The 21662-nt window shown below is 60.2% G+C and carries 22 protein-coding genes; all 22 read right to left on the reverse strand.

The genetic code is table 11. The annotated features are described in order from the left end of the window. Nucleotides 1-9: 9 nt before the first annotated feature. The 22 genes from fliL to HKK52_RS12310 all read right to left on the reverse strand — a co-directional run bounded on the left by fliL (nucleotide 10) and on the right by HKK52_RS12310 (nucleotide 21465). Nucleotides 10-516, reverse strand: a complete 507-nt coding sequence (gene fliL, locus HKK52_RS12205) for a flagellar basal body-associated protein FliL (protein ID WP_169371019.1) — start codon at nucleotides 514-516, stop codon at nucleotides 10-12. Nucleotides 517-738: 222 nt separating this feature from the next. Then, complete coding sequence (locus HKK52_RS12210; RefSeq protein ID WP_169371020.1) at nucleotides 739-2112, reverse strand: flagellar hook-length control protein FliK; 1374 nt, start codon at nucleotides 2110-2112, stop codon at nucleotides 739-741. A gap of 105 nt (nucleotides 2113-2217) precedes the next feature. Then, complete coding sequence (locus tag HKK52_RS12215) at nucleotides 2218-2565, reverse strand: Hpt domain-containing protein (protein ID WP_169371021.1); 348 nt, start codon at nucleotides 2563-2565, stop codon at nucleotides 2218-2220. Between the two features lie 31 nt (nucleotides 2566-2596). After that, entirely contained in the window at nucleotides 2597-4303 is a 1707-nt protein-coding gene (locus HKK52_RS12220; RefSeq protein ID WP_169371022.1) for a fused response regulator/phosphatase, read from the reverse strand. A 5-nt stretch (nucleotides 4304-4308) separates the two neighbouring features. Further along, nucleotides 4309-4614 carry an STAS domain-containing protein gene (locus tag HKK52_RS12225; RefSeq protein ID WP_169371023.1) on the reverse strand — a complete coding sequence of 102 codons (306 nt, stop codon included), beginning with the start codon at nucleotides 4612-4614 and terminating at the stop codon, nucleotides 4309-4311. A 156-nt stretch (nucleotides 4615-4770) separates the two neighbouring features. After that, complete coding sequence (fliJ, locus tag HKK52_RS12230) at nucleotides 4771-5220, reverse strand: flagellar export protein FliJ (protein ID WP_169371024.1); 450 nt, start codon at nucleotides 5218-5220, stop codon at nucleotides 4771-4773. A 6-nt stretch (nucleotides 5221-5226) separates the two neighbouring features. Then, nucleotides 5227-6585 carry a flagellar protein export ATPase FliI gene (fliI, locus tag HKK52_RS12235; RefSeq protein WP_169371025.1) on the reverse strand — a complete coding sequence of 453 codons (1359 nt, stop codon included), beginning with the start codon at nucleotides 6583-6585 and terminating at the stop codon, nucleotides 5227-5229. Beyond that, nucleotides 6575-7393, reverse strand: a complete 819-nt coding sequence (gene fliH, locus HKK52_RS12240; RefSeq protein ID WP_169371026.1) for a flagellar assembly protein FliH — start codon at nucleotides 7391-7393, stop codon at nucleotides 6575-6577. Before fliH ends, fliI begins: the two co-directional genes overlap by 11 nt. A 7-nt stretch (nucleotides 7394-7400) precedes the next feature. Then, nucleotides 7401-8420, reverse strand: a complete 1020-nt coding sequence (gene fliG / locus HKK52_RS12245; protein WP_003184041.1) for a flagellar motor switch protein FliG — start codon at nucleotides 8418-8420, stop codon at nucleotides 7401-7403. After that, on the reverse strand, nucleotides 8413-10200 hold the full coding sequence (gene fliF, locus HKK52_RS12250) for a flagellar basal-body MS-ring/collar protein FliF (protein WP_169371027.1): 1788 nt from the start codon (nucleotides 10198-10200) through the stop codon (nucleotides 8413-8415). Before fliF ends, fliG begins: the two co-directional genes overlap by 8 nt. A 15-nt stretch (nucleotides 10201-10215) precedes the next feature. Further along, nucleotides 10216-10545 (reverse strand): flagellar hook-basal body complex protein FliE, encoded by a 330-nt coding sequence (gene fliE, locus HKK52_RS12255; RefSeq protein ID WP_163909067.1) that lies wholly within the window; start codon nucleotides 10543-10545, stop codon nucleotides 10216-10218. 115 nt (nucleotides 10546-10660) lie between these two features. Further along, the gene (locus HKK52_RS12260) at nucleotides 10661-12040 is read right to left on the reverse strand and encodes a sigma-54-dependent transcriptional regulator (protein WP_169371028.1); all 1380 of its coding nucleotides are present in this window, start codon (nucleotides 12038-12040) and stop codon (nucleotides 10661-10663) included. A 5-nt stretch (nucleotides 12041-12045) separates the two neighbouring features. After that, the gene (locus tag HKK52_RS12265) at nucleotides 12046-13239 is read right to left on the reverse strand and encodes a sensor histidine kinase (RefSeq protein ID WP_169374233.1); all 1194 of its coding nucleotides are present in this window, start codon (nucleotides 13237-13239) and stop codon (nucleotides 12046-12048) included. A gap of 128 nt (nucleotides 13240-13367) precedes the next feature. Continuing rightward, the gene (locus HKK52_RS12270) at nucleotides 13368-14843 is read right to left on the reverse strand and encodes a sigma-54 dependent transcriptional regulator (RefSeq protein WP_133839143.1); all 1476 of its coding nucleotides are present in this window, start codon (nucleotides 14841-14843) and stop codon (nucleotides 13368-13370) included. Nucleotides 14844-15012: 169 nt separating this feature from the next. Next, on the reverse strand, nucleotides 15013-15309 hold the full coding sequence (locus HKK52_RS12275) for a flagellar protein FliT (protein WP_169371029.1): 297 nt from the start codon (nucleotides 15307-15309) through the stop codon (nucleotides 15013-15015). A gap of 10 nt (nucleotides 15310-15319) precedes the next feature. Further along, complete coding sequence (fliS, locus tag HKK52_RS12280) at nucleotides 15320-15715, reverse strand: flagellar export chaperone FliS (RefSeq protein ID WP_169371030.1); 396 nt, start codon at nucleotides 15713-15715, stop codon at nucleotides 15320-15322. A gap of 131 nt (nucleotides 15716-15846) precedes the next feature. After that, nucleotides 15847-17268, reverse strand: coding sequence for a flagellar filament capping protein FliD (gene fliD, locus HKK52_RS12285; RefSeq protein WP_169371031.1), 1422 nt, complete (start codon nucleotides 17266-17268; stop codon nucleotides 15847-15849). An 82-nt stretch (nucleotides 17269-17350) separates the two neighbouring features. Continuing rightward, on the reverse strand, nucleotides 17351-17722 hold the full coding sequence (locus HKK52_RS12290; protein WP_169371032.1) for a flagellar protein FlaG: 372 nt from the start codon (nucleotides 17720-17722) through the stop codon (nucleotides 17351-17353). A gap of 77 nt (nucleotides 17723-17799) precedes the next feature. After that, nucleotides 17800-18660: a flagellin domain-containing protein gene (locus HKK52_RS12295; RefSeq protein ID WP_169371033.1), complete on the reverse strand. Its 861-nt coding sequence runs from the start codon at nucleotides 18658-18660 to the stop codon at nucleotides 17800-17802. A gap of 244 nt (nucleotides 18661-18904) precedes the next feature. After that, nucleotides 18905-19171, reverse strand: a complete 267-nt coding sequence (locus HKK52_RS12300) for a hypothetical protein (protein ID WP_169371034.1) — start codon at nucleotides 19169-19171, stop codon at nucleotides 18905-18907. After that, complete coding sequence (locus HKK52_RS12305; RefSeq protein WP_169371035.1) at nucleotides 19168-20460, reverse strand: motility associated factor glycosyltransferase family protein; 1293 nt, start codon at nucleotides 20458-20460, stop codon at nucleotides 19168-19170. The genes HKK52_RS12300 and HKK52_RS12305 overlap by 4 nt, the downstream gene beginning before the upstream one ends. Before the next feature lie 78 nt (nucleotides 20461-20538). Beyond that, a complete protein-coding gene (locus tag HKK52_RS12310; RefSeq protein WP_169371036.1) occupies nucleotides 20539-21465 on the reverse strand; it encodes a ketoacyl-ACP synthase III in 927 nt (308 codons plus the stop codon). Nucleotides 21466-21662: the final 197 nt, after the last annotated feature.

The raw sequence follows: 21662 nt of genomic DNA on the forward strand, positions 1-21662 counted from the left end.
GTCGTGTTCCTACTGCAGTACGAAATTAGTGAAAAGCAACTGTTCGATCACCACTTTGCCGAGCTCTTTCTGCGCCACTTCCTGGACGCTGGCGGTGGCCTTCTGGCGCAACATTTCCTGGCCGACCGGAGTCGCCAGCGTAGCGAAGTCCTGCCCGGAGAACAGCATCACGAGGTTATTGCGGATGACCGGCATGTGCACTTTGAGCGCTTCCAGATCCGCCTGGTTGCGGCCGAGCATGGTGATGCTCACCTGCATGTAGCGCTGGCGGCCGTTCTGGTTGTAATTGGCGACGAAGGCTGGCGCCATCGGCTCGAAAACTGCGGGTTGCTTGCCGGCCGGTGCGGTTTCAGCCGCCACCGCAGGTTTGCTCTGGGCACTGTGCATGAAGTACCAGGTGGCCCCCACGGACAAACCGATCGCCAGCAGCACCGCCACTACGATCGCAATGATCAGCTTGAGTTTGCCTTTGGTTGCAGGGTCTTTAACCACTGCTGCTGCTTCGCTCTTAGCCATGCCAATAATCCGTCACTATTCAGTTTTTCACAGTCGCACGGCAAGGCAAGAGCAAGTGTTATGCCAGAAGTGTGGAAGAGGAAGTCGAGGTCTTGGAGAGATCGTTCCCACGCTCTGCGTGGGAATGCCTCAATGGACGCTCCGCGTCCGCTTCGGTGAGGACGCGGAGCGTCCCGGGCGGCATTCCCACGCCGAGCGTGGGAACGATCATATTGCGTTTGATCAGGCGTAATAATCGACGGCGCTTGAGCCAATCACGCTGGTAGTGGTTGCGGCCACTTCGGCAACCGTCGGCACGATCTCATCGTCCATGGCATCAACCCGACCACCGCTGGCGCTGGTGCGACCGCCCTGCCCTTGCTGAGCCTGTTGCTCCTGCCCCTGGCCCTGCCAGCCACGGGACTGGTCAGACACGTTGACATCGACCTGGCCCATGCCCTGCTGCGCGAACATATCCCGCAAGCGATGCATCTGCCCGTCCAGCGCTTCGCGAACACTCGGATGAGCACTCATGAAGGTCACCTGGGTCTGCTGGTCCGGCACCATGTTCACCCGAATATCCAGGCGCCCCAGCTCGGCGGGCTGCAACTGAATGTCGGCCGCCTTGAGATTGGCGCTGGACAGGTACATGACCCGGTTCACCACTTCTTCGGTCCAGCCACTCTGATGCATGGCGATCGGTTGATTGACCGGCAGCGCATTGGCGGTTTTCGGCGTGGCAGCCTGGGTCAGCGCCGCCAGACGACTGGCGAAATCATCGACACGGGTATCGCTGCTGGAGGACGTCAGGTCCTTGAGCCCTTCATTGAGCAAGCCACTGAACGCCTTCTCGCCGCCCTGGCTGGTGCTGTCCTTGCCGGTTTGCACATCGAGCATGGTCGCCATGCCGGCGGCAAAGTTCTGCGCCGAGGTCAGCTCGCCGTCGGCGGAAACCTGGGCCGCTGTCGCCTTGGGCTGGGATTGGCTGGAGGCGGACACGTGACCACTCTGCTCCATGGCCATGCGCAGGGCCGGCAACGCGTCGAGCGGGTCGGCCTCTGGATCGAAATCGCTGTCGGTGGTCGCGGCAGCCTGCACGGGCGCGGCGGTAACGGCGGCAGCGACCGCCGCCTCGACGGGCGCTGGTGCGGTGGTCGCCACTGGCGGTGTCTCGGGCGCTGGCGCGGGCACCACCGGCTGAACCGCCTGCATCAAGGCCGGATCCAGCGCCGGATCGACCGGCGGAGCATCCACGGCAACTGGCGTAGCAGTCGTATCCGGGTCACTGTCGCTGGCGCTTTTGTCGTCCGCCGAGGAGGACGCCGGTTTATCGGCGGGCAAGGATTTGCCGCTATCGGCAACGTTCTGGTCCGCAGCGGCAGGCTTATCCTTGCTGACATCCTTCTTGTCAGGACTGTCCGGGGTTTTATCCCGCGTCGATTTGACCGGTGCGTCAGCCATCGCCGCAGGCTTGTTTGGCCCCTGTTTGGCGAAGACATTGGCGAAGCTGGAGGCCTTATCCCCAGGCTCAGCGGCCACCACCGGGGTATTGGCGGAGGCGGCTTGAGGCTTGGCCTTTGCAGCGGCCTGAAGAAGCAGATTGGGGGTAACGGGCATGACGCGGTCTCCGCTGCACTGGGATCGTAGGTACAGTTGAGTGAGATGATTGCAAAGGTCGAGCCAGGTTTGCCAATCCGGCGCCTGATGCGCCGGACGGTCGTGTTACTCCGCTAAAGAACGTTGACGTTCTGCTTCATAGAGCGGGCGGACGATGGCGAATTCGCCGTCAATTTCCCCGACCAGTTTTTCGATGCCGGCGAGGTGTTTGTCCTTGGCTCGCTGCTCCAGCTCATTGCACAGTTCAGCCAGGCGAACGGCGCCCATGTTGCTGCTGCTGCCTTTGAAACTATGGGCCGCATTCATGAGCTGCGCGGCATCCTCGGCCTTGCGCAGAACGAGTAAACGCTCTTCGGAGTCAGCGATGAAGGTATCCAGTAATGTCGGATACTCATCCTCCATGACCTCCCGCAACGCACTTAGCACGTCGCGATCCAGATGTGTGTCAGCCACTTGTTCACTCCTTGATCAAGAATTCGCGGGATTATGCCAGAGCCTCCCAATAAAACTCCACGTGTGCACTGCGACCATCGTCGGACCAGGTCGCCTTGCGGCTCAACTGGCGGATCAGGCCGACGCCGCGCCCCGACAGACGGACGCCATCCACCGGCCGCTCCATCACCTTCGCTACATCAAAGCCTTTGCCGCTGTCGTCGACCCGAATCGACAGGCACCCGCCTTCGCCCGTTGGCGTCACCGCCAGATGCAAGCGCACATAGCCATCCTGCAATTGGTCCAGGCGAGTATTGCGCTCTTGATAATAGCGCGCAAACCCCGAGGCATCGCGCTTGAGGCTGGAGTCCAGACCCAACACGCCATGCTCCAGAGCATTGGAATACAGCTCGGCCAGCACACTATATAACGCGCCGCTTTGCGCCCGCAGGCCATGGACTTCAAGCAGCAATTGCAGCAAATAGGGCAACGGGTTGAAGCGTTTGAGGGTGGCGGCGCGAAACTCGAAGCTCACCGACCAGTCCAGCGGACAGGACTGACCGCTGTCGGAATACACCAGTGCCGGCGGGCTCAGTTGCGCCGACTCCAGTAGGCGGACCTCGACCATGCTCACATCGTCCCGGGCTTCGCCACGGAAATCGCGCAGAGCCTGTTCGATTTCCGCAAACAACGCATCCGGCCGGCGATTGCTGGCAAACACTTGCTCCAGGCGCTCCACGCCAAACAATTGTTCATTGGCATCGCACGTGTCGATCACCCCGTCGGACAACAGGAACACCCGATCATCGACCGCCATCGGAAATACTTCCGTGCGATCGTTAAAGGTTGTCGGGCTCAATACTCCCAGTGGCAAGTGCCGCGCCCGCAGCGGCGTGCGCTCACCCGTGGCATTGCTGTGCAGGTAACCGTCCGGCATCCCGCCGTTCCAGACTTCTACCGAACGACGCTGAAAGCTCAGGCACAACAGGGTCGCACAGCAGAACATGTCCACGGGCAGGATGCGCTTGAGCTTGGCATTCATCTCCCGCAGGGTTTCGGACAAACCGTAGCCCTTGGCGGTCATGCCGTAGAACACTTCCGCCAGCGGCATGGCGCCGACGGCGGCCGGCAAGCCATGCCCGGTGAAATCGCCGAGCAGCACGTGCATGTCGCCGGCCGGGGTAAACGCGGCCAGCAGCAGATCGCCGTTGAACAACGCGTAAGGTGATTGCAGGTAACGGATATTCGGTGCATTCAGGCAACCGGAGTGGGCCACCTTGTCGAACACAGCCTTGGCCACCCGCTGCTCGTTGAGCAAATACTCGTGGTGCCGGGCAATCTGGTCACGCTGCTTAAGCACGGTGGCCTGCAAACGCCGTAAACGATCCATCGCCTTGATTTTGGCGGCGAGGATCACCTGGTTGTAGGGCTTCGCCAGAAAATCGTCGCCCCCGGCCTCCAGGCAACGGGCCAGGGCTTCGCTCTCGGTCAGCGAGGTCAGGAAGATAATCGGCACCAGGGTTTCCCCCGCCAGCGCCTTGATCTGCCGCGCCGCCTCGAAACCGTCCATCACCGGCATCATGGCGTCCATCAATACCAGTTGCGGCCTCTGTTCACGGAACGCTTCCACCGCTTCGGCGCCGTTGCTGGCGGTCAGCACTTGATGCCCCTGACGCCGGACGATACTCGACAGCAGCATGCGATCGGCCGCGCTGTCTTCAGCGATCAGGATCGTCAGCGGTTCGAACACGGACTGCATGGCGGTCACGCCACGTCGAAGATTTGTTCAAAGTTGGAGATGGCGAGAATCTTGCGCACATCGGCGTTGGCGTGGGTGAGCTTGATCTCGGCATTCTCGCCACCGGCGTGATCGCGCAACAGCAACAACATGCCGAGCGCCGAGCTGTCGAGGTAGGTGGCGTCCTTCAGGTCAACTTCAAAGGACTCGGGTTTTGGCTCGAGATTTTCGTAGGACTCGCGAAATTCCTGATGCTTGGCAAAATCGAATCGTCCCTTGATCGAAATCGTCAGCTTTTGCCCATCTTGGGAGACTTCTGTAACGACTGACATTTAACGGCTTCCTTGTCATTGGTGAACGTGCGTGTACAAGGTTTAGCACTTGGCGGGGGTGGGGGCAAGGCGGGATGCAGTGTTGCGACGGATAGATCGCCATCGCTTGCAGGAGCAAGGCTTGCCCGCGATGAACGATCACGCGGTAGACCTGCCTTAATACGGATCCTGGCGCGGCAACCGCTGGGACAACTCATCCAGCAACTTCTGCTCACGCCGGTCTTCGAGCTTGCGCGCCTCGTCCATGTAGCGCTGGACCAGTTTGCGCAAACCTTCGACCCGGGCAAACGCCTGCTGCCAGGCATCACGCGCCTTGTTCAGATTGTTCTGGTGCCAGACCAGGCTCTGTCGCTGCTGATCAATGGCCGTGCCCAGTTGCGCCAGAAACCCCTGATAACCCAGCAACCATTGGCCGGACACGCCACTGCTGCCGCGCACGATCCATTGTTCCTGGTAATCGAGGCGGAAGGCCTCAAGGTCATCGAGTTTGCTCTGCGCCAGACGCACCTGGCCCTGGAAATGCCCCAGACGCTGGACCGCAGTCTTCTCGGCCTTTTCGGCCATCTCGACCACGGGTGCCAGGCGTCCTGCACGAGTCTGGGCCATGGCCGGTTAGCCGCCGGCCGCGGGGGCGAAGATCGTGCCGAGGTAGGATTCGCTTTCGCCCAGGCTGATTTTGTCGTTCAGGCCCTGACGCAGGTACCTGACCAACTGCGGTTGCAGGGAAATCGCCAGGTCGGTTTCCCGATCGCCACCGGCCACATAGGCGCCGACGCTGATCAAGTCCCGACTCTGCTGATAACGCGACCACAATTGCTTGAAGTACTGGGCGCGCATCATGTGTTCCGGCGTGACCACCGACGGCATGACCCGGCTGATCGACGCTTCGATATCGATGGCCGGGTAATGCCCTTCCTCGGCCAGGCGCCGGGACAGCACGATGTGCCCGTCGAGCACGCCTCGCGCGGCGTCGGCGATCGGGTCCTGCTGGTCATCGCCTTCGGACAACACGGTGTAGAACGCAGTGATCGAGCCGCCGCCCTTCTCGGCGTTACCGGCCCGCTCCACCAGTTTCGGCAACTTGGCGAATACGGACGGCGGATAACCCTTGGTCGCGGGCGGTTCGCCGATAGCCAAGGCGATTTCCCGCTGGGCCTGGGCGAAACGGGTCAGCGAATCCATGAGCAACAGGACATTCTTGCCCTTGTCGCGGAAATACTCGGCGATACGCGTGCAATACATCGCCGCGCGCAAACGCATCAGCGGCGCATCGTCCGCCGGCGAGGCCACGACCACTGAACGCTTGAGGCCTTCTTCACCGAGAATGTGCTCGATGAATTCCTTAACTTCTCGCCCCCGCTCACCGATCAGCCCAACCACGATAATGTCGGCTTCGGTAAAGCGCGTCATCATGCCCAGCAGTACGGATTTACCGACGCCGGTACCGGCGAACAGGCCGAGACGCTGACCGCGACCGACCGTCAACAAACCGTTGATGCTGCGAATCCCGACGTCCAGCGGCTCGCTGATCGGGTGGCGCTTGAGCGGGTTGATGGTCGGGCCGTCCATCGGCACCCAGTCTTCGGCTTTCATCCCGCCCTTGCCGTCGAGTGCGCGACCGGCACCGTCAAGCACCCGGCCGAGCATGCTCATGCCCATCGGCAAGCGCCCGGTATCGGCCATCGGCACCACGCGTGCGCCGGGGGCAATGCCGGCGACACTGCCGACCGGCATCAAAAAGACTTTGCTGCCGGAGAAGCCCATGACTTCGGCTTCGACCTGCACCGGGTGATAGCTGTCGTCGTTGATCACCATGCAGCGGCTGCCCATGGCGGCGCGCAAGCCCTCGGCTTCGAGGGTCAGGCCGACCATGCGCAGCAGGCGACCTTCAAGGATCGGCGCGCCTTCCAGTTCCGTGGCCTCGGCGTAGCTGCCCAGGCGCTTGGCGAAACTGGTGCGATCAAGGCGCATCGGGGGTGTCCAGCTCTGGTGGCAGTTCAGGTTCCGGAGCGGCCGCTGGCTTGGCGTCGACCGGCAGTTCAAGGCTCATGTCCGGCTCGGCCGGGTGCAGCGCTTGTTCATGCAGTTGATCGAAGAGCTTGTCCATGACCCGGGTAACACGGGTTTCGACCGTGGCGTCGATGCGGCTGTGCTCGGTTTCGACCCGGCAACCGCCCGGCAACAAGGCTTCGTCTTCGACGATGCGCCAGGTTTCTTCATGGCGCTCGCGCAGGGCTTTGACCTGTTCGAAATCCTGGGGATTGATGTACAGCCGCACATTGCCCACGCCCAGCGGCAACAGCTTGAGGGCTTCGCGCATGACGCTTTCGATGTGCGTGGAATCGATGGCCAGTTCGCGCTGAATCACTTGTTTGGTGATGTGCTGCACGAGGTCGACCAGGGATTTTTCGATCTGGGTGTCCTGCTCGGCGATCGGCTCGAACAGGTGGCTCATTAGCGCTTCCAGGGCGGCAATCTTGGCGTTCAGCGCCACTTCGGCTTCCTGACGGACCTTGAGCGTGGTGCTGTGGAAGCCTTCTTTCTCACCCGTGGCGAAGCCTTCGTTATAGGCCTCCTGACGGATGCTTTCGAGTTCTTCCAGGGTCAGTGGCTGGACTTCTTCCAGCGGCACTTCTTCCATTTCCGGCGGCTCGGGCTCGGGTTCCGGCTCGGGCTCGGGCACATGCGGGTCGAAGCTGGGCAGCGACCAGACGTCGAAACCACCGACCTCCTTGCCACGGATCAGGTCGGTGTTGGACTCATCATGTTTGGACGACATAGTGACCTTAGATCATCTCTTCGCCACCCTTTCCGCCGAGAACGATTTCTCCGGCTTCGGCCATACGGCGGGCAATGGTGAGGATTTCTTTCTGTGCGGTTTCCACGTCGCTGACGCGCACCGGGCCTTTGGCCTCGAGGTCGTCGCGCAACAGTTCGGCCGCTCGTTTGGACATGTTCTTGAAGATCTTTTCCTTGACGCCTTCGTCCGAACCCTTGAGGGCCAGCACCAGCACGTCGGAGGACACTTCGCGCAGCAACGCCTGGATCCCGCGGTCGTCGACATCGGACAGGTTGTTGAACACGAACATGAGGTCTTCGATCTGACCGGACAGGTCTTCGTCGACTTCGCGGATCGAGTCCATCAGCTGACCTTCGATCGAGCTGTCGAGGAAGTTCATGATGTCGGCCGCACGCTTGATGCCACCCAAGGTGGTGCGCGAGGCATTCGAGTTGCCGGAGAACTGCTTCTCGAGAATCTGGTTGAGTTCTTTCAGGGCCGCCGGCTGCACGGTGTTCAACGACGAGACGCGCAGGATGATGTCCAGACGCACCTTGTGGTCGAAGTTGCCGAGGACTTCACCGGCCTGGTCCGGGTCGAGGTACGCCACGACGATCGCCTGGATCTGTGGGTGCTCGTAACGGATCACGTCGGCGACGGCGCGCGGCTCCATCCACTTCAGGCTGTCGAGGCCGCTGGTGTTGCCACCCAGCAGGATGCGGTCGATCAGGCCGTTGGCCTTGTCTTCGCCCAACGCCTGGGTAAGCATTTTGCGCACGTAGTCGTCGGAGCCGACGCCCAGGCTGGTCTGGTCGCCGACGATGTCGACGAACTCGCTCATCACCTGCTCGACCTGCTCGCGGTGCACGTTACCCATTTGCGCCATGGCCACGCCCACACGCTGGACCTCTTTGGGCCCCATGTGGCGCAGCACTTGCGCGGCGTCAGTCGAACCCAGGGACAGCAGCAGAATCGCGGCTTTATCAACCCGGGACAGTTTGGCGACAGCGGCTCGGTTATCACTCATCTGCGTTAATCCACTCTTTCACGACCTGGGCCACACGGCCCGGATCTTCTGCCACCAGACTCTTGATTGCATTCAACTGTGCGTCATAGCCTTCGCTCGGGCTCGGCAACAGGATGCTTTGCGGGCCGCCGAGGCTGACGCGGTCGTTGGCCAGTTCGCCGTCCAGGCCGCCCATGCCACCCAACTCGACGTCGCTGCCCAAGCCAGCAAGCTGTTTGCCTTTGCCGCCACCGGTGATGTTGTTGAGCACCGGACGCAGCACACCGAACACCAGCACCAGGATGAACAACACACCCAGCACTTGCTTGACGATGTCCCAGAACCAAGGCTGGGAGTAGAACGGAATATCGGCAATCACTTCACCGCGTTCGGCGGAGAACGGCATGTTGATCACGCTGACGCTGTCGCCACGGCTGGCATCGAAACCGACGGCGTCCTGTACCAGGCGCGTGAAGCGTGCCAATTCGTCGGCGCTCCACGGCGCGCGGGTGGTTTCACCGTTGGCCGCGTTGATCTTGACCTGGTCATCCACCACTACCGAGACCGACAGGCGATTCAAACGGCCCTGTTGTTGCTTGGTGTGGCTGATGGAGCGATCAAGCTCGAAGTTCTTGGTCGATTGTTGACGCTTGTCCGCCGGGTACGGTGCAAGCATAGGCTGACCGGTGGCCGGGTCCATGATTTGCTGACCATTGGCATCGAGCAATGGCTGACCTGGCTGCACCATGCCGGCCGACGCGGTCGCGCCACCGGTGGTTTGCGGGGCCGAAGCTGGCGATGGCGGCTGGTTGCTCAGAGCACCCGGCACGCCTTGCGGGCCATTGCTGGCGGTGCGCTGTTCAGAAGTCGATTGCTCGCTGCGCAGCGCCGGTTGGTCCGGGTTGAACTGCTCGGAGGTCGATTCGACGGCGCTGAAATCCACGTCGGCCGAGACTTCGGCTTTATAGCGGTCATTGCCCAGCACCGGTTGCAGGATGTTGTGCACACGCTGGGTGAGCATGCTTTCCATGCGGCGGCTGTAATCGAATTGCTTGCCGGCCATGGTCAGTTCGGAGTTCTCCGCCTGATCGGACAGCAGGTTGCCCTTCTGGTCGACAACGGTGATCTGCGACTTGCTCAGTTCCGGAACGCTGGTGGCGACCAGGTTGATGATCGCCAGTACCTGGCCTGGCTCCAGGGAGCGGCCGGAATACAGCTCAACCAGAATCGACGCACTTGGCTTGCGCTCATCGCGCACGAACACCGAGCTTTTCGGAATCGCCAGGTGCACACGGGCACCCTTGACGTTGTTCAGGCTGGAAATGGTGCGGGCCAGTTCGCCTTCGAGGCCGCGACGATAACGGGTCGCTTCCATGAACTGGCTGGTGCCCAGGCCCTGGTCCTTGTCGAGGATTTCAAAACCGATGTTGCCGTCGCTGGGAGTGACACCAGCCGCGGCGAGCTTGAGGCGCGCACGGGACACATCATCGGCCTTGACCAGCAAGGCACCGGAGTTCGGTTCAACGGTGTAAGGAATGTCAGCGGCGGCCAGGGTTTCCATGACCTGCTTGGCGTCCATACCGGCAAGACTGCCGTACAGAGGCCGGTAGTCCGGCTGCTGCGACCACAACACCACGGCAAAGCCAATCGCCACGCTCGCAGCCAGGCCGACCAACAGGCCCACCTGACGCAGCATGGTCATCTCGGAGAGGTTTTCCAGGAAGGACAACCCGAACAGCGGCGGTTTGCCGTCTACTGGGGTGGCCTTGGCCGGAACATTATCGGCGATTGCATCTGCCATGACTCAATATCGTCCTTAAACCGGCATCTGCATGATGTCTTGGTAAGCCTGAACCAGCTTGTTACGCACCTGGGTCAACGCCTGGAAAGACACACTGGCCTTCTGCGAGGAAATCATCACATCCGTCAGATCAACGCCGCTCTTGCCAATTTCAAAGGCACTGGACAGTTGACTCGACGCCTGCTGGGTGTCGTTCACTTTATTGACGGCCTGACCGAGCATGTCGGCAAAGCTGCTGCCACCCAGTTCAGGAACGGCGGCAGTCGATTTCGGTGCCGACATCGCGTCCATTTGCATGGACCGCATGTCCAACATCAATCGATTAAATTCAATACCTTGGCTCATGGTCTGCTCTCTTCGTCGACCCGCAATTTTTTGACACTCACTCGGCGGGTAGTGAGGTGTTAGCAACAAGGGTGCCAGCTCGGTGGCCTGGCTTCACAAAAGCCTTCCCGGTGAATCAGGTGGCGAACAGATAAGCTTCCACATCCATTCCGGCGTCACGCATTTGCGCCAGTTTGTAGCGCAAGGTGCGCGGGCTGATGCCCAGGCGTTCGGCGGCCTCTTTGCGACGGCCACGCTCGGCGCGCAGGGTGTCGATGATCATCTGGAACTCATGTCGACGCAGGTCGTCGCCCAGGGCACTGGCCGAATCGGCCTCGACTTCCACGGCCCGCACCGGCGTCAATGCGGGTAATGGCGCACAGGCGACCGGCCCCGACAGGCAGAAATCCTGCGGCTGAATCAAACCGCCCTGCTGCAGAATCAGCGCGCGCTGGATGGCGTTATCCAGCTCACGCACATTACCCGGCCACGGATAACCGATCAGGCACGCTTGCGCCTCGGGCGAGAGTCTGGCCGCGGCATGCTTCATTTTATTGACGTGTTTGGCCAGAAGACGCTCGGCCAGCGGCAGGATGTCGGCGGTGCGCTCGCGCAACGGACGCCAGGCCAGCGGAAAAACCGACAGCCGATAGTAAAGGTCTTCACGGAAACGCCCCGCTGCCACTTCACCGGCCAGGTCACGGTTGGTGGTGGCGACGACGCGGATGTCCAGGCTGATCGGCTTGCGCGCCCCCACCCGTTCGACTTCCCGCTCTTGCAACACCCGCAGCAATTTGGCCTGCAAGCCCATGGGCATTTCCGAAATTTCGTCGAGCAGGATAGTCCCGCCGTCGGCCTGTTCGAACTTGCCGGCCTGAGCCGCGATGGCGCCGGTGAACGAGCCTTTCTCGTGACCGAACAACGTGGCCTCGAGCATGTTGTCGGGGATTGCCGCGCAGTTGATGGCAATGAATGGCTGACTGGCGCGATGGGAATGCTGGTGGATATAGCGCGCCAGCACTTCCTTGCCGGTGCCGGACTCACCGGAGATCAACACCGTGGAATCGCTGCGCGCCACTCGCGCGGCCAGTTCGAGCAATTGCGCACTGGCCGGTTCGAAGGCGATCGGCCCCTCACCGTCGGTGGCGCCGAGACTGCCCAACGCATGGCGCGCCACCAGATCGAGCAAGGCCTTGGGTTCGAACGGCTTGACCAGGTAATCCGCCGCCCCCTGACGCATAGCGTCGACTGCCCGCTCCACGGCGCCATGCGCGGTCATCAGCAGCACCGGCAATTGCGGCTGCCGCGCCCGCAACAATCCGAGCAATTGATGGCCATCCATGCCTGGCATGTTGACGTCACTGACCACCAGATTGAACGCCTCGACGCCGACCGCCGTCAGCGCCTCTTCCGCCGAACCGACGGCCTTGTAATCATGCCCCGCGAGCAGCAGCGTATCCGCCAGTGCCTCGCGCAGCGCGCGGTCATCCTCGACCAGTAGAACCTTGATTGCCATGCCCTTCACTCCGCGTCCGATGCGCTGATAAACAACGGCAGGGACACCAGCGCACAGGTACCGCGACCGAGCCGCGAGCGCAACTGCAATTCTCCCTGATGAGCACGGGCCACTGCCTTGACCACGGTCAGGCCCAGGCCGGTTCCGGTGGTCTTGGTGGTGAAAAATGGCTCGCCCAGGCGCGCCAGTACCGTGTCATCGATGCCGCTGCCGCTGTCACTGACGCACAGGCGCAGATTGCTGCCACGGGTATAGAGGTGAACCTTCAGGCGCACGGCACCGTTGCTGGCCTGGATCGCATTTTCGATCAGATTCAGAATCGCCCCGACCAGGGTGTCGCGATTGCACAGCAACTCCCCCGCGTGACTGTCGCACTGCCAACGGATCGGCAGGTCTTGAACGTGGGTCAGCGCCGCGGCTTGCAGCGATTGCAGCAGCTCCTTGGGCGTGACGCGGTTGGTCAGCGGCAATTCGCCGCGAGCGAACACGAGCATGTCGCGCACCTGATGCTCCAGTTCGTGCAGGCGTTCTTTCAAACGGCCGGCGAAGCGTTGCTGAGTGGCGACCGGCAATTCCTGCTCAGTCAAATGACTGGCGTACAGCAGGGCTGCGGACAGCGGCGTGCGAATCTGATGAGCCAGCGAGGCAACCATTCGACCCAGGGACGACAGGCGCTCATGGCGGGCCAGTTGATCTTGCAGGTGACGGGTTTCGGTCAGGTCGTTGAGCAGCACCAACTGACCAGGCTCGGCATCCAGCGAGCGGGTGGCGATCGACAGACGCCGACCGTCCTTGAGGGAGATTTCATGACCGTCGTCTTCACGGGGCGCAAAGCAGCGCGCAATCACCTGGCGCCACAGCTCGCCTTCGAGGGGCAGGCCGAGCAACTCGCAGGCCGCCGGGTTAGCTTCGCGCACCATGCCCTGGGCGTCGATCACGATGACGCCACCGGGTAACAGATCAAGGAGGTTTTGCAGGCGGTTGGCCAGGCGTTCTTTTTCCGCCAGTTCCTGCATGCGTTGGGCACTGACCACCGCCAGCTCACCCTTGAGCTCGGTGACCCGGGCTTCGAGCATGCTGTAGGAGTCAGTCAATTGGCTCGACATCTGGTTGAACAGCACGAACGCCTGCTCAAGACCCAGCCGGCTTGTCTGCTCTACGGACGACGGTTGCCCCGAAGCGTCAGGGACAGGAGACATCTGGGCGGCTTGGGGCATCGTGCTCTCTCGCTTGGCTGACCGTCAGTGAAACGGAACGTTGCGAGAGATGTAGCAATACCCGTGCCTAAAAAAAAACGCTTATAAATGAAGGAGTTGAAAAACAGGCGTCAATCATCTGCCTGTTCATCTCCGTCACGACGACTCATGCCGTACTTGCGCATCTTCTCCACCAGGGTGGTGCGACGAATACGCAGGCGCTCGGCAGCGCGCGCCACAATGCCATTGGCATCATCCAGCGCTTGCTGAATCAGCCCTTGCTCCAGACCACCGAGGTAGTCCTTCAGGTCCAGGCCTTCCGGCGGCAGCAGTGCATTGGCGCTGAAGTCCGGGGTATGCCCGTTGATGGCCACCCGCTCTTCCAGATCGCTGCGCAGGCTGTCGACCAGTTGCTCGTCTTCGTCGTCGACGTAGCGGAATTTCTTCGGCAACTCGACCACGCCGATCACCCCGTATGGATGCATGATCGCCATGCGTTCCACCAGGTTGGCCAACTCACGGACGTTGCCCGGCCAGCCGTGACGGCACAGAGACATGATCGCTGCGGAGTTGAAACGGATCGAGCCGCGCTTCTCGTGCTCCATGCGCGAGATCAACTCGTTCATCAGCAACGGGATGTCTTCGACACGTTCGCGCAGTGGCGCCATCTCGATCGGGAATACGTTCAAGCGGTAGTACAAGTCTTCGCGGAAGGCGCCGATCTCGATCATGCTTTCGAGATTCTTGTGAGTCGCCGCGATGATGCGCACATCGGCGCTCTGGGTCTTGTTGCTGCCCACGCGCTCGAAGGTGCGCTCCTGCAGGACCCGCAACAGCTTGACCTGCATCGGCAATGGCATGTCGCCGATTTCGTCGAGGAACAGGGTGCCACCGTTGGCCAGCTCGAAACGCCCGGCACGACTGGTGATCGCGCCAGTGAAGGCGCCCTTCTCGTGGCCGAACAGTTCGCTTTCCAGCAACTCGGCCGGGATCGCCCCGCAGTTGACCGGCACGAACGGCGCGTCACGACGCTTGGAATGGTAATGCAGGTTGCGCGCGACCACTTCCTTGCCGGTACCGGACTCACCGAGGATCAGCACGCTGGCATCGGTGTCGGCTACCTGCTGCATCATCTGGCGCACGTGCTGAATCGCACGGCTGGTGCCGACGAGGCTGCGGAATAGATTGGGTTCACGGTGACGACCGCGCTCGCGGGCCTGGTCGTACATCTCGCGATAGACCTGGGCACGGTGCAGGGAGTCGAGCAACTTGCTGTAGCTGGGCGGCATCTCGAGGGTCGAAAGCACTCGGCGACGCTGGTCTTCGGGCAAGTCAACGGAAGAATTATCGCCCATTAACAAAACCGGAAGGAACTCATCCCAGGTTGAGAGTGTCTTTAGCAAGCCCAAAAGCGCGCCAGGAGCATTAACCGTCCCGATCAGCACACAAATGACTTCACGACTTGAAGACAACGAGCCGACCGCCTGCTGCCAGTCATGGCTGCCGCAGGGTAAATTTTCTTCGCCGAGAAAATTTAAAATCACCGCCAAATCGCGGCGACGGACGCTATCGTCATCAATCAGCAGAATTTTGGTTTCACGCCACATGCAATAGCAACTTCCCTAGTCAACTCAATGCCCGAAATGAGGGGGCAAGCTAGACGCTTGCAGACACGTTATGCCTGTAGACGCCTGAAATCTGGATACAGCCACTAGTTAAGTCAAAAAACCGTGCACAGTCAAATTTATGGCGCACTATGTTTGGATTAACCGCGGATTAACCAAACAGATGGTAAACCTTTGCGGCATTCTGTGCTTGGTGGATCTGAGACATCTCGTCGACTATCGCCTGCCTCTCCCCCATCGCCACCTCGAGCAGTTGCTTGTAGACCCCCAGCAACTCCTCGAGATTGTCGCGCAACGCCACCTCGTCCAGCGAAGCTTCACTCAAGACATCTTCCATGCAGGAACGGCAATCCAGGTCCAATTGACCGATCGCCTCCCAGTTGCGCTCGGCCAGTGCACCGACCAGCGCTTCGCGGGTTTGTTCGATTCGCTGCAATACAAGACTCATGGTGATCTCCTTAAAACTGCGGACCAGGCGCGGCGATGGCATCCCAGCCTTCTTTAACCGTGCGCAGCAGACCGTCGACCTCATCGAGAATCCGCGGGTCGCTCTTGATGTTCGCCTCGGCGAGGCGCTTCATCATGTAAGCGTAGAGACGATCGAGCTCACCGACGGTGTCGGCGGCTTTTTCCAGATCCAGGCCTTCACGCAAGCCACCGATGATGCCGATGGCCTTGCTGATTGACGTTCCCTTGCCAGGAATGTCCTTGCGCGCCATCGCGCCTTTGGCCTGGGCAATGCGATCCAGGCCGCCTTCCATCAACATTTGCACCAGGCGGTGCGGGCTGGCTTCGGACGTCTGGGCCTGCGCCCCGATCTTCTGATATTGCCGAAGGGCTAACATCGGATTCATTTTCTACCTCATTGCCACTCAATGACTCGTATGACCAGTGTATCGCCTGCGAACCTGGAAACTTTAGATCAGAAGACAAAAACCCGGCGTACGCCGAAAAGCGTAGCCGGGTTTTTGTCGTCAGCTCATAGCTACTTGGCGGACTGCTGAGCGTTCAGCGACGCGAAGAAGCCGGTGATGTTGCTGGCGGTGGCCTTCATCTGGCCGACCAACAGGTCCATCGCGTTGTACTTGGCGGTCAGCGAGGCCGTCAGGTTGGTCACCCGCAGGTCCAGCGCCGTCTGCTGATTGCCCAGGTCCTTCTGAACCTTGCTCAGATTGCTGTTGCGCTGGTCAAGGATACCGCCGGTCTGGGAGTAAGGCGTGATCGCCGCCGACATGCGCGCCAACAGGCCGTTTTTAGTATCAGTGCCGGTGAACAGGTTCTGTACCGAACTGCTCATCCCCGGGGTTGCCATCGCCTTGGCGTACTTGGTCGCATCGATGGTCAGCGTGCCGGTCTTCTGATCGGTCTGAATACCCAACTGCGACAGAACAGACAACTGTCCGCCCGCCCCCGGAGCCACCAGCACATCACGCACGGCAGTGATCAGGTTACGTGGCAGGGAGTCACCGGTCATCGCCGCGCCGATAGTCGGGTTGTTCTGATCATCCAGGCTTGGCTTGGTCAGAGTGGTCAGGGTGTTGATCACCGTGTTGTAAGCATCAACGAACGTCTGCAGCGAGGTTTTCAGGCCGTCTGTGTTGGTGCCAACGGTGACCTTGACCGGTGTCGAGCTTTCCGCCACCAGGGTCAGGTTAATGCCGCCGACCGCCCCGCTGATCGTGTTGCTTTTGCTGGTAACGGTCAGGCCATCGATCGTGACCTTTGCATCCAAGGCCAAACCACCGATGTTGCCGGAGGCGCCGGCAGCTGGAGTATTGCCCAGGCTGTTGGTGCCATCGATTTCCAGGCCGGCAATACCGCTGACCTTAAGGTCCGAGCCCGCGCCTGTCACCGTCGAACCAATGACCAATCGCGAACCATTGGCATCGGTGACGATGTTGGCGCTGATGCCCTTGCCTTGCAGCGTGGTGTTGATCGCGTCACGGGTCGACTGCAGAGTCGCGCCGCTGGCAATGGTCACCGGGTAATCAATACCATTTTGACTGATATTCAACGTACCAGTCGGAATGGCACTGGTGGCACCGCCGGCAAACGCCGCGCTGGCCACTTTCGAACCGGTCGCCAGTTTATCCACGACAACACTGTAGCTACCGTTCACCGCGGTGTTATCCGAAGTAGCAGTCAATGTCGTGGGCGTGCTCGATGTTGCGGTAAAACCGGAAAACGACGGCGCATCACGTTTGCCGAGGTTAGTCATTGCAGTCTGGAACGCCGCCAGGGCGGACTTCAACGAACCGGTAGCAGAAATCTTGGCCGTATTGATGGACGTCTGATTAGTGATCAGCGTCTGTTTGGCCGATTTGTCGGAGTTGACCAGCGCGGTCACGATCGCACCGATGTCGAGACCGGACCCTAGACCCGAACCCGGTAGAATTGGACTTGCCATGTGCATCTCCCTATCTGTGTGTCGCCGGTCTTTTGACCACTAAACGCGGACAATGATCGTACAAACACGTTTCATGCCAGTATCAGGCTTTGGCATCGAACAAAACATTACTGGCGTTGTGCAGACTTTCAGCCAGTTTCATGGCTTCAGCCGACGGAATCTGTCGAATCACTTCACCGGATTCGCTGGCGATCACCTTGACGATGACTTTGCCGGAGGTTTCGTCGATGGAAAACTCCAGGTTACGCTTGACCGACTGAACGAACTTTTCGATCTCCTGAACGGCCATTTTCAACTTATCCGAGTTGTCCGAGTTATCCGATTCCGAGCTTTTACCCGTTGCAGCGACAGCCTGGATGCTTTCGACGCGAGGCTTTTCGGCCGGCTTCTCGGTAGTACTGACCGCCGGTTTTGCGGCCGGGTAAGACAAGTTCAGCTTCACGCTCATGTCCATGACCATCACCTCACCTCTTAAACGGAAAAAGCGAGAGAGCACGCAAGCGCACTCCCCCGCCAAAACTCAATCCGATATTACTGAAGCAGTTTCAGTACAGCGGATGGCAGCTGGTTAGCCTGGGCCAGAACAGCGGTGGAAGCTTGTTGCAGAGTTTGCTGTTTGGTCAGGTTAGCGGTTTCTGCGGCGAAGTCGGTATCTTGTACGCGACCTTGAGCAGCAGTAACGTTTTCAGTGATGTTTTGCAGGTTGGAGATGGTGCTGGTCAGACGGTTCTGCGAAGCACCCAGGTTTGCACGGGTTGCACCGATGGAAGCGATTGCAGCGTCGATTGCGGTGATCGCGTTGTCGATGTTGGCAGCAGCGGAGCTTACGCCAGTACCGGTAGTACCGGTCAGAACAACAGTACCGCTACCTACGGACAGGCTGACGGCGTCGAACTTGGAGCTCAGAACCAGGTCGATGTGGTTAGCCGTACCAGTGTTGGAACCAACCTGCAGGGTCATGGTGCCAGCCGAACCGTCCAGCAGTTGCTTGCCGTTCAGGTTGGTCGAAGCCGCGATACGAGTCAGTTCGTCAGACATCTGAGCGAATTCAGCGTTGGTTGCGGTCTGGTCAGCAGTGCCGTTAGTGCCGTTACGTGCTTGTGTAGCCAGTTCACGCATACGTTGCAGAATGTTAGTGGATTCTTGCAGAGCGCCTTCAGCGGTCTGAGCCATCGAGATACCGTCGTTGGCGTTTTTAACCGCAACGATCTGGCCACGGATCTGGGAGGACATACGGTTGGAGATCTGCAGGCCGGCAGCGTCGTCTTTAGCGCTGTTGATTTTCAGGCCGGAGGACAGACGGGACATCGAAGTCGACAGAGCGTCGGAAGCGCGGTTCAGGTTTTTCTGAACGTTCAACGACGTGGTGTTGGTGTTTACTGTTAAAGCCATGACGAAATCCTCGTTGGTTGGGTACTGCGGCTTCCGGCCCTGGCAACCGCCGGGTATGGCCTAGAGAACCTTCGTAATAGTTATCGTCGGGAATGCAGGTTGCTTGAGGGCTTTTTGAAAAAATATTGCCATCACACTGCCACCCCCTAGAAAACAAAGGCTTAGCGGCCCCTGACCACCCGAAAAATGACGTCATAAAACCGTCCGATCCTCAAACATCCCAACCAGAGCCGTCCGTCGGCTTTCAAACCTCCACGCTTTCCAGCAAATCGACCAGTTCGTACTCCATGAAGTCAGCCAATCCCAGCCAATCCTGACGCTCCTGACAGGCCAGCATCTGGGTGAGCACCTGCGCCCATTGCAGCTGGACCTCCCGGGGCGCCGCCGACAACAGGCGCTGTGCCTCATCGAACACATCCACCATGGCCAACGCGGCCTCGACATCGCGGCCCAGCCGAAACAACCCGGCACACTGCCGGCTTTCGTTGATGCATTGCGAAAGCACACTCATTGCACGAACTCCCGGTTGAACTGCGTGCCGGCAATCATTGCGCCCGCGCGACTGCTGTTAAAGAAGCGCACCTCGGGGTGGCCGGCGATGTAGCGCTCCAGTTCACACAGGTAGCTGCGAAAATTCAGCTGCGTCCTGACCCGCTCGCCATGCCCGTCGCGCACCCAGTGCCGTGCCAGATTGACCCCGGGGCCCAAGTCGCCATCACTCCAACCGGCATGGGTCTTGTTCATCGGGAAGGCAAAGTCGGCGCCAAACAGGGTAATGCGCCCGGCGCCCATCTTCACGGCGAGGTCCACGGCCGGGTGAATCACGCTGCCGCCCACATACAATTGCGCACGGGTGTGTTGTTGCCGCAGGGTGGCGTAGATCGGGCTGGCCGAGTAACCGCCGTAACGCTTGCCCTTCCAGGCCTTCAGCACCTGCGGATCACTCATGGGCAGGTACACCAGCGGAATGCCGTCGGAGTCCTCCCAGGGCAGGTGCCGAAAGCTGATGCGCTGATCGATGCTCACCACCAGGTCTGGCTTGATCCCGTGCTCGCGCAACGGTCGATAGGCGGTGTCGACACAGATGAACAGCGGTCGCTGCGCTTGCTCGCGGATCGCCGCCAATTGCTGGAAGTGGCTTTCAAGGCTGGGCCCGGTGCCGATCACGTAGATCTCCCGGCCGGGGCACGTGCCGAACAGCTGCGCGACATCATCGTCGGCCAGCAGCACTTCCAGGCTGTCCTGCAAACGCTGGAGAATGAACGGCGACTGCGGATCGAACTCGCGGTTGTTGAAACTCAGGTGCACTTCGCTGACCAGGCGATCGCGAATCTTCGCGTTGAAATCGTCCGCCAGTAGCATTTCGGCAGGCAAGGCGAAAAACGGCGTGTAGATATCCGCCTGATCACCGGCGTACAGCAGCTCCACCCGTGGATCATCGAGCCATTGGCGCTGGTCGAGCAATTGCAGCACCAGCGCAAACAGGGCGCCGTTGAGGATATGCACGTACAACCGTTCAAGTCCGGCACGCTCCAGCAGGACCGTCGGCAAGTCGCCCAGGCCGGTGCCATAGACGTGCAATTGCGCCTTGTCCGCCGGCAGACTGGCGGCCTGCATCCGGGCTTCGCGAACGCGATCATGGCGACTGGTGAGTTGAATCCCGCCAATGCTCAGCGTCGAACCCAGCCCTTCGGACAACTCGGCCTGGATCGCCGCGCTGTCTTCCAGCATCAAACGCGCCGACAGCGTCGGCCAGCGTCGCTCTATCACCCGGGCATTGTCGTCAAAGCTTTCGCTCATGTCGCCTCGCTGTTCTTACAGGCAAAAAAATAGCGTTCAAGGTTAACCCTTGAACGCTATTTTTGTATCGGGGTTGGCTCAAGGACGATAGATGATCGCCGAACCCCACGACAGCCCTACCCCAAAACCGCTCAGCGCAACGCGCTTCCAGTCGGAGTCCAGGACGTGTTTTTCCAGCAGCAATGGAATGCTCGACGACACGGTGTTGCCGGTCTCGACCATGTCCTTGATGAACTTCTCCGGCTCGCCTTCGAAGCGTCGGGCGACCGCATCGACAATCGCCGCACTGCCCTGGTGAATGCAGAACGCGTCGATGTCGTCAGCCTTGAGGCCTGACTCATCCAGCAGCTCATGCAAATGCGCCGGGACTTTGAGCAGCGCAAAGTTGAAGACCTGGCGACCGTTCATGTAGAACACGCCATCGGTGACCTTCAAGTGCGGCGCGCCGGAACCGTCGGTGCCGAACTTGGCCTTGCCCAACTGCCACGGTGCGTCTTCGCCCATCCAGGTGGCGGTGGCGGCATCGCCAAACAACATGGTGGTGTTGCGGTCTTCCGGGTCGACGATCTTGGAGTACGGGTCGGCCGTTACCAGCAAGCCGTTCTTCAGGCCCGTGGCTTCCATGAAGCCCTTGATCGCGTAGATGCCGTAGACGTAGCCCGAGCAGCCCAGGGAAATATCGAACGCGGCCACGTTGGTCGACAGGCCCAGCTTGTCCTGGACGATGGCGGCGGTGTGCGGCAGGCCTTCTTCGTCACCGTTCTGGGTAACGACGATCAGCACGTCGATGGCTTCACGCTTCAAATCGGGGTTGTTGGCGAACAGCGCGTTGGCTGCTTCGACACACAGGTCCGAGGTTTCTTGCTCAGCGTCTTTGCGCGGCAGGAAGGCCGAACCGATCTTGCCCAGGATGAACTCTTCATCCTTCTCGAATTTTGCACCTTGTGCGTAATTGTCCACGCCGGCTACAGGAACGTAGCTCGCAATGCTTTTTATGCCAATCATTACGGCTTCCCAATAATAAACAGCCCAATACCACCGCTCGCAAGGATTCGAGGGGCGCCGACATACAAAGATTTTCAGCCGCCCGAAACGGGCGACAGCGGGAAGCGTCAAGGGCTATCACTGGACCCGATAAAGGGCCAGGCGCCATCTCCCCGGTCAATACAATACAGTGAAGATGCGCGTTATGACTCACAGGT

Source organism: Pseudomonas sp. ADAK2 (assembly GCF_012935755.1).
Lineage (GTDB): Bacteria > Pseudomonadota > Gammaproteobacteria > Pseudomonadales > Pseudomonadaceae > Aquipseudomonas.